We start from the raw sequence: 7,179 nt of genomic DNA on the forward strand, positions 1-7,179 counted from the left end.
CAGGGGCTACTGGTCAGGGTAGCGAACATGTCCAACGTCTGGACCGTTCATTACACGCTCCCAAGTCGCTACAACTGGATGCTTCAGTACTATCTGCGTGCAGAAGGCCTGGCCTTGAGCTGGGTGGGGACCGGGCGCTTCATCTTCAGCCTGAGCTATACGGACGCTGACTTCGAAGAGGTGGCCGAGCGCTTCGTGCGGGCAGCCCATCAAATGAAGGCCGATGGCTGGTGGTGGCATGACGGCAGGACGACCAACAAGGATATCCGCCGGCAGATTTTCAAGGAGATGCTGCGGGTACGTGTATGGGGCGAGAAGTCCGTAAGAGGCTGATTCCGCCAGCTCAAAGCGACCCGGGGGCCAGCATTTGCCGGCCCCCGGGCAGGGCATCTTACCGGGTGCAAGACCCGGCCATCCCCCGTCGTCCTCAAGCGGCGTGACGAGCCTTCAGGTTACGCAGCAATTCCAGCGGAGCCCGGTGGTAGAGCTTGATGTCGTGATAGGGGTCGGTAAGGATCTTGGTCAGCCAGACAAGACCTGTCTGCACGTCACGGATGAAAAACAGATGCACCGTGCGGAACAGTAGTCCCCCCACCCCCAGACTCAGCCACAGGATGCCCAGGTGGTCGATGAAACCAGCGGTGTCGGGATGGGGCTCAAAAAAACCGAACATGCCGGGATTGAGCCATAGGGCCACCGGGGTAAAGGCCCAGATCGACAACAGCACCACCTTGCGCTTCAGGTTGTAGCCTACCTTGACCGCTTCCTTGTAGTCGTTGCTTACCTGGTTTTCCTCGTCGTAGCCGAGGGGCTCGAAGAAGAAGTGCCCTGACTGGCGGGTGACCATCGAGATCAGCCAGCCGATCAGGGCCGCCTTGACCGGGTCGACGAAGATCAGGGCGTAAGCGATCAGGAAGCTCACGGCACTGATGAAGTGCAGGCTCTGGTTCACCTTGCTGTGATGGTAGAAGCGATGGTCGTCCCAGCGCTGGAGTTCGAGGGCACGCAGAAAGTCTTTCAATGGAGTCTCCCAGGGTTGGCAAAATAGCCTTCAGGGCAAGACTAGGAAGACTCCGTTACGAGGCGGCTGCGGAAATGTTAAGGGCGTGTTATGAGGGTGGCCGCCCCTGGCGCCAGGCTCCTGCCAGCAGAGTTTTAAAGGAAGCGGTCCAGTTGCCGCCTGCTGTGCCCATCAAGGGCATAACGGTCGCGGACCAGGAAATGGATGCCCCGGCTGTCGGTGATCAGCAGCGCCGGTGACGCCAGCCGGCGGATGTCCTCCTCGCCCTTCAGCACCATGCTGGTGGGCCCCCGATCTGTCTCGATGTCCCAGGTGCTCGGGCAGGCAAAACTGGAGACCCGCAGGATGCGCTGGATGACTGGCATGAATTCCCGACTGGCCATTTCCTCTTCCAGCAAGGTCCGTGTGGTGGGGTCCAACTCGTCAAGGCGCCCGATCCAGGCGATTTCTTCGCCATCGGCATTGATCAGCCCGATGTTTTCAGTGGGAGCAGCAATCGGGAAGGCCCGGACCGGGGTGATCTGGTGCGTCTTTCCATCATCATCGGTGAATACAAGCTGACCAAAGGGGTTACGGGCGAGCGTGAGGGCGTTCCGGGTCATGATCAGGTGTCCTATCAGGCAGGTGCGTGCTCACGGGGGGAGGGGGGGCAGGGTTCACTGCCGCCGATGGCATCGTCGTCCAGCTTGCGGGTCTGGGCTTCGTAGAGACGGAAATAGGCTCCCTCTTTCGCCATCAGGGTGTCGTGATTGCCAATCTCGACGATCTGGCCCCGGTCGAGGACCACCAGCCGGTCGGCCTTGCGCAGGGTGGACAAGCGGTGGGCTATGGCGATGGTGGTCCGGCCACGGATCAGGTTCTCGAGGGCCGCCTGGATCTCCATTTCAGTCTCGGTATCCACTGCCGAGGTGGCCTCGTCGAGGATCAGGATGCGTGGATCGATCAACAGGGCCCGGGCAATGGAGATGCGCTGGCGCTCGCCACCAGAGAGGGCCTGCCCGCGCTCGCCCACCAGGGAGTCGTAGCCCTGTGGCAGGCGCAGGATGAAGTCGTGGGCATGGGCCGCGCGGGCTGCGGCGATGATCTCCTCGCGGGTGGCGTCGGGCTTGCCGTAGGCGATGTTCTCGGCGATGGTGCCGAAGAACAGGAAGGGTTCCTGCAACACCAGGCCGATGTTGCGACGGTAGTCAGACACCGCCACCGAGCGGATATCCATGCCTTCGATGCGGATGGATCCGTCGGTCACGTCGTAAAAGCGGCAGATCAGGTTGACCAGGGTACTCTTGCCTGAGCCCGAGTGCCCCACCAAGCCGATCATCTCGCCGGGGGCGATGTTCAGGTCCACACCCCTCAGGATGGTGCGGTTGCCGTAGCGGAATCCCACCCGTTTCACCTCGATGGCCCCGGTGACCTTGGGCAGGTGCTGGGGATTGGCGGGTTCGGGCACGCTGGAGACATGGTCCAGAATGTCGAAGATGCGCTTGGCGCCCGCGGCAGCCTTCTGGGTGACGGAGACGATCCGGCTCATGGAGTCGAGACGGGTGTAGAAGCGGGAGATGTAGGCAATGAAGGCGGCCAGCGTCCCCACGGTCACGTCGCCCTCGGACACCAGCCAGATGCCGAAGCCCCACACCACCAGCAGGCCGATCTCGGTCATCAGGGTCACGGTCGGCGAAAACACCGACCAGATCTTGTTCACCCGGTCGTTGACGGCCAGGTTGCGGGCGTTGGCGTCACGGAAGCGGCCGACCTCGCGCTTTTCCTGGGCGAAGGCCTTGACCACCCGGATGCCGGGGATGGTGTCGGCGAGTACGCTGGTGACCTCGGACCACACCCGGTCCACCTGCTCGAAGCCATAGCGCAGCTTGTCGCGCACGGTATGGATCAGCCAGGCGATGAAGGGCAGGGGGACCAGGGTGACCAGGGCCAGCCACGGGTTGATGGACACGAGGATCACCGAGATCATCGTGATCATCAGCACGTCGGTGGCGAAATCCAGCAGGTTCATGGACAGGAACAAGCAGATCCGGTCGGTTTCGGCGCCGATGCGCGCCATCAGGTCTCCGGTCCGCTTGCCTCCGAAATACTCCAGGGACAGTCCTTGCAGGTGTTCATAGGTGGACGTTCGCAGATCGGCCCCGATGCGCTCGCTGACAAGGGCCAGGATGTAGGTCTTGGCCCACCCCAGCCCCCAGGCGAACAGGGCCGCGGTCAGCAAGCCGCTCAGCAGCACGGCCACCTTCATGGCGTCGATGGGCTGACCGTTCTGGAAGGGGATCAGCACCTCGTCCATCAGCGGCATGGTGAGGTAGGGTGGTACCAGGGTGGCCGCCGTGGAGATCAGGGTGAGGATGAAGCCTGCCAGCAGCTGCTTCTTGTAAGGTTGGGCAAAGCGCCACAGGCGGAACAGGGTCCAGGTGGACGGTGATGTATGAATCTCGCGGGCGCAGGTTGGGCACTCGTCGGTGCCCGGCGGCAGGGCCTGGTCGCAGGTGGGGCAGGTGAGGGGTTCCGGAGGCTGGGGCGCCCGACCCGCGACAATGCACTCCAGCTGCGCATGGAAGCGGTCGGCCAGATTGCGTGCAGCCGGATCCTGCGCCAGGGTGAAGCGCCAGCCGGCGAGCTTGCCGCTGCCGGTCAGCAGCTCGAGACTGGCAACACCGGCATGATCCTTGTGGCGCAGGGTCATGCCTTCCTGGTAGGGCCAGGACTGCCAGCTGTCGCTGGCCTCATCCCAGGCCATCAGGCGGCTGTCGGTGACTGTCACCAGGCCCGCGTTGAAACGCAGCTGGTTGTCCAGATCCAGGCTCAGGCTGGCGAGGACCTTTTCGCCCTCGACCAGGAGGGTCTCCAGGCGGGGGCGCCAGGCCTCGGGGATGGCGGGGCCCACGTAGGCCACGTAGGCGTCGGAAAGGGGGGATGGCTTGGATGTCATGTCCTGAAACACTGTGTGGCCCCTTTCGGGTCCTGCCTGGGGCAAAATTGCGCAGGAAGTTTACTGAACCGTTACAGGCCCGTATAGCCAGCAGGTGTTACAAGATACGGGCTTGAAGAATATTTTTTTTAGCGGTAATCCCCACACGCTCCCCTGCGTTATTGGGAAAGTCGAACTCCGCATCCCTCTCTGCGATCCTGCCCGATCATTCCACTGCCCAGCCCATGACCAACAAGACCATTGATTTCCTGAACGTGCTCCACCTGCGCGGACCGAACATCTGGACCTACCGGTCCGTCCTTGAAGCCTGGGTGGACATCCATGATCTGGAAGATTGCCCTTCCAACGTCATCCCGGGCTTTTACGAACGTCTGACCGCAATGCTGCCTTCGCTGATCGAGCACCGCTGCAGCATCGGTGAGCGGGGAGGGTTCCTGCAGCGGCTGCGGGATGGCACCTGGCCTGGCCATATCCTGGAACACGTGACCCTGGAGCTGCAGAACCTGGCGGGGATTCCCGGTGGCTTCGGCAAGGCCCGGGAGACCCCGCTCCGGGGTGTTTACAAGGTGGTGATCCGGGCCTGGGACAAGGATGTTTCCCTGGCGGCCCTGCACCGTGGCCGGGAGCTTCTGATGGCGGCCATCGAGGGCCGCCCCTATGACGTGGATGCCGCAGTTGCCGAACTGCGCGACCTGATTGATACCCACATGCTTGGGCCGAGCACCCGCTGCATCGTTGAGGCGGCGGCTGACAAGAGTCGCCGGATTCCTTTCATCCGGCTCCTGGCAGAGGGCAATCTGGTTCAACTGGGATACGGAGCCAGGCAGCGCCGCATCTGGACTGCGGAGACCGACCGGACCCCGGCCATTGCCGAAAGCATTTCACGGGAGAAGGATCTCACCAAATATCTGTTGTCCTCCTGCGGCGTGCCGGTACCGGAGGGACGGATCGTCAGCGACGTGCAGGATGCGATTGATGCCGCCGACGACATCGGTTACCCGGTGGTGGTCAAACCGAGCGATGGCAACCATGCCCGGGGTGTCTTCACCAATGTCCGCAGCCCCGAAGAAATCGCCGAACTGTTCCCCCTCTCCGCGGCGGAGGGATCCGAGGTCATGGTTGAGCGCTTCGTCAAGGGTGCCGAACACCGGATCCTGGTGGTGGGCGGGAAGATGGTGGCCGCCACCAAGGGAGACATGGTCTCTGTGGTAGGCGACGGCAGGCAGACCATCGACGAGCTGATCGAAAGCCAGATCAACTCTGATCCGCGCCGGGGGGATGAGCACGAGTTCCCTCTTTACCGAATCCGCCTTGACCGCTATCCGGCGGCCCAGATGGAAGTGGCCCGCCAGGGTTTTACCGGTGCTTCGGTGCCAGACCAGGGCCAGGAAGTGATGGTTGTCCGGACCAGCAACATGGCCTTCGACGTGACCGACCAAGTTCATCCGGATACCGCTGAACTGGCGTGTCTGGCAGCCCGTATCGTGGGCCTCGACATCGCCGGTATCGACCTGGTCTGTGAAGACATCTCCCGTCCGCTCGACAAGCAGCACGGCGCCGTCGTCGAGGTCAATGCCGGCCCTGGCCTGCTGATGCACATCAAGCCAGGGGTTGGAGAGCCCCGGCCGGTGGGTGAAGCCATCGTCGGCCACCTTTTCGCGAAGGACGAGGATTCCCGCATTCCCGTCGTCGGTGTGACCGGCAGCCGGGGCAAGACGCCTGTGGCCCGGCTCATGGCCCACCTGCTGCGCATTTCCGGTCAATACACCGGTCTGGCCTGCAGCGAAGGGGTATTCCTGGACGGCCGTCAGGTGGAAACCCCGGAGGGAACCAACTGGGATGCGGCCGAGCGGGTACTGATGAACCGTCTGGTTGAAGCCGCCGTGTTTGAGAACAGTTGCCGCAGCATTCTCGCGGAGGGCACGGTCTACGACCGCTGTCTGGTGGGTGTGGTCACCAACATCGACCCGGAACTCCATTATGGGGAGTTCTACATCGAGGAGCCCGAAAAGGTCTGGAACGTCTTCCGCACCCAGGTGGACCTGGTGCTCTCCTACGGTGCTGCCGTACTCAACGCCGAAGACCCGGCAGTGGTCAAGATGGCCGAACTGTCCGACGGGGAGGTGATCTTCTACGGGGTGGATAGCCGGAACGAAGTGTTGCTCAGGGCGCGTGCCGAAGGACGCAGGACCGTCTTTGTCCGGGATGGCCAATTGACGCTGGCAACCGGTGAAGTTGAAGAGCTTCTTGCTCCGCTGGCTGAAATTAACATGCTTGGCAACGGGGCAGGCGCTCAACCGGGTGTGCTGTCCAATCTCCTCGGTGGCATTGCGGGTGCCTGGGCCCTGGGGATCTCTCCAGCGATGATCCGGGCCGGGGTCAAGCCCTACGACCCGTCAGCACCACTGCGCGCCGACTACTGACCGCTCCCTGCATCCCGACATACAAGAACACACAAGGACGACACTCATGGAAGTTTCCCGCATCCGGGCGCTGCGCGGCCCTAACCTGTGGAGCCGCCACACCGCCATCGAGGCCATCGTGACCTGCACCGAGGCCGAATGCGACATCGACTCCATTCCCGGCTACGAAGAACGCCTGCGCAACCTGTTCCCCGAGATGGGGTTTCTCGAGGCGGACGCCCACCTGGGCCAGACCTCCGTGGCCCATGCCCTGGAGATGGCTACCCTGGGCCTGCAGTCCAGTGCCGGCTGTCCGGTGACCTTCAGCCGTACGACGCGCACCCTGGAGACAGGCGTTTTTCAGGTCGTGGTGGAGTACACCGAAGAAAAGGTGGGTCGTCTGGCCTTCGACCTTGCCGTCGAGTTGCTGCGGGCCGCCGAGAGCAATGGCAGCTTCGATCTCACCAAGGCCCTGCATGACCTGCGGGAACTGGACGAGGATATCCGTCTGGGCCCCTCCACCGGCTCCATCGTGCAGGCTGCCGTAGCCCGGGGCATTCCCTACCGTCGTCTCACCGAGGGCAGTCTGGTGCAGTTCGGCTGGGGCTCCAGGCAGCGCCGCATCCAGGCCGCAGAAACAGACCTCACCAGCGCGGTGGCCGAATCCATTGCCCAGGACAAGGAGCTCACCAAGAATCTGCTGCGGGCGGCAGGCGTGCCCGTGCCCCTCGGCCGTTCGGTGACCAGTGCCGATGACGCATGGCTGGCGGCCCGGGAAATTGGCGGACTGGTCGTGGTCAAGCCCCGGGACGGCAACCAGG

At 63.0% G+C, this 7,179-nt stretch carries 5 protein-coding genes and 1 pseudogene; 3 read left to right on the forward strand and 3 right to left on the reverse strand.

Going from position 1 to position 7,179, the window contains the following annotated elements:
• Positions 1–333, forward strand: a 333-nt coding sequence (locus tag PHD22_RS15570) for a hypothetical protein (protein ID WP_299868913.1), incomplete at its 5' end; no start/stop codon positions are given.
• Between the two features lie 94 nt (positions 334–427).
• Here PHD22_RS15570 and PHD22_RS15575 read toward each other — a convergent pair.
• The 3 genes from PHD22_RS15575 to PHD22_RS15585 form a co-directional block, all read right to left on the reverse strand.
• The gene (locus PHD22_RS15575; protein WP_299868915.1) at positions 428–1,021 is read right to left on the reverse strand and encodes a hypothetical protein; all 594 of its coding nucleotides are present in this window, start codon (positions 1,019–1,021) and stop codon (positions 428–430) included.
• A gap of 134 nt (positions 1,022–1,155) precedes the next feature.
• Entirely contained in the window at positions 1,156–1,623 is a 468-nt protein-coding gene (locus PHD22_RS15580) for a DUF1854 domain-containing protein (protein ID WP_299868917.1), read from the reverse strand.
• Positions 1,624–1,637: 14 nt separating this feature from the next.
• Positions 1,638–3,956: an ABC transporter ATP-binding protein gene (locus PHD22_RS15585; protein ID WP_299868919.1), complete on the reverse strand. Its 2,319-nt coding sequence runs from the start codon at positions 3,954–3,956 to the stop codon at positions 1,638–1,640.
• A gap of 224 nt (positions 3,957–4,180) precedes the next feature.
• Here PHD22_RS15585 and cphA point away from each other — a divergent pair, with 224 nt between their 5' ends.
• Positions 4,181–6,379, forward strand: coding sequence for a cyanophycin synthetase (gene cphA / locus PHD22_RS15590; RefSeq protein ID WP_299868921.1), 2,199 nt, complete (start codon positions 4,181–4,183; stop codon positions 6,377–6,379).
• A 46-nt stretch (positions 6,380–6,425) separates the two neighbouring features.
• A pseudogene (locus tag PHD22_RS15595) lies at positions 6,426–7,179 on the forward strand (cyanophycin synthetase); the annotation flags it as partial.

The organism is Zoogloea sp. (assembly GCF_028693495.1).
Lineage (GTDB): Bacteria > Pseudomonadota > Gammaproteobacteria > Burkholderiales > Rhodocyclaceae > Zoogloea.

Bases quoted from the DNA above. Each gene is read 5' to 3' on its own strand.
- cphA (WP_299868921.1), top strand. From the start codon at position 4,181: ATGACCAACAAGACCATTGATTTCCTGAACGTGCTCCACCTGCGCGGA.
- PHD22_RS15585 (WP_299868919.1), bottom strand. From the start codon at position 3,956: ATGACATCCAAGCCATCCCCCCTTTCCGACGCCTACGTGGCCTACGTG.
- PHD22_RS15580 (WP_299868917.1), bottom strand. From the start codon at position 1,623: ATGACCCGGAACGCCCTCACGCTCGCCCGTAACCCCTTTGGTCAGCTT.